2 protein-coding genes are annotated in these 735 nt (G+C 71.2%); one reads left to right on the top strand and one right to left on the bottom strand.

Features of this window, described 5'->3' with window-relative positions; all coding sequences use genetic code 11:
* Positions 1-218 precede the first annotated feature (218 nt).
* Entirely contained in the window at positions 219-392 is a 174-nt protein-coding gene (locus ADL22_RS35365) for a hypothetical protein (RefSeq protein ID WP_159048664.1), read from the top strand.
* Positions 393-523: 131 nt separating this feature from the next.
* Here ADL22_RS35365 and ADL22_RS36190 read toward each other — a convergent pair.
* A partial coding sequence (locus ADL22_RS36190) for a hypothetical protein (protein ID WP_234430700.1) occupies positions 524-735 on the bottom strand: 212 nt, incomplete at its 5' end.

Here is a 735-nt window from a genome sequence, read left to right on the forward strand (position 1 = left end):
CCGCAACCCCCGCCCCACCCACCGCAACAACTCCCTTTTGCCTGAATTTTCACGCAATTCCACTTGTTGGCGGTATGTCCCGGACGTAGGGTCGGAGTTGTCGCGGCCACCGGTCCGCCGGCACACCCCACCAGGAGCGGCCGGACGGGCACACCGAATCGCCAACCGGAGAACGGTCCGGAAAAAGCCGCGGCGACATTCCAACCCAGGAGGCGAAGATGACCTTCAAGGCATTCTTCCCCCGGAGCCGCAGGAACGACCGAGGCTGCCACGGTGGTGGCGGCTGGGGTGACGACGACTACGGGCGCGGACACGGACGCGGAGACGACTACGGCTACGGCGACCGCGGACGCGGCGGACGTGGCGACTTCGTCATCATCGGCAGGTTCTGACCGCTGCCAACGGCAGGTCTGACCACCGCTGACGGTCCGTGACGTCCCTGGCAGGACGTCCCTCCGTCCCGAGACGTCCCTCGCGGCGTCGATACGGCACAACGACTGACCCCTCTTACGGACCTGACCCATCAGCGGGGCGCCCCCGCGCAGCCGGCGCGGACCGCCTCGTGGGCAGGTCCGTTCTGGCGCCCGCGGACCGTGACCACGGCCCGGAACCGACGACCATGGACCCGGTAGACCATGGACCTGCGCAGCAGCAGCCGCCGCCATCGCGGCCCGGCCCCGGCCCCGGCCCCGGCCGCCCGTACCGCCCCGCCCCCGGCGGCGGACCGGCCACCCC

Origin of the sequence: Streptomyces sp. NRRL F-4489, assembly GCF_001509485.1 — a bacterium.
Classification (GTDB): domain Bacteria; phylum Actinomycetota; class Actinomycetes; order Streptomycetales; family Streptomycetaceae; genus Streptomyces.

Coding starts and splice junctions, on each gene's coding strand:
- ADL22_RS35365 (WP_159048664.1), top strand. CDS start 219: ATGACCTTCAAGGCATTCTTCCCCCGGAGCCGCAGGAACGACCGAGGC.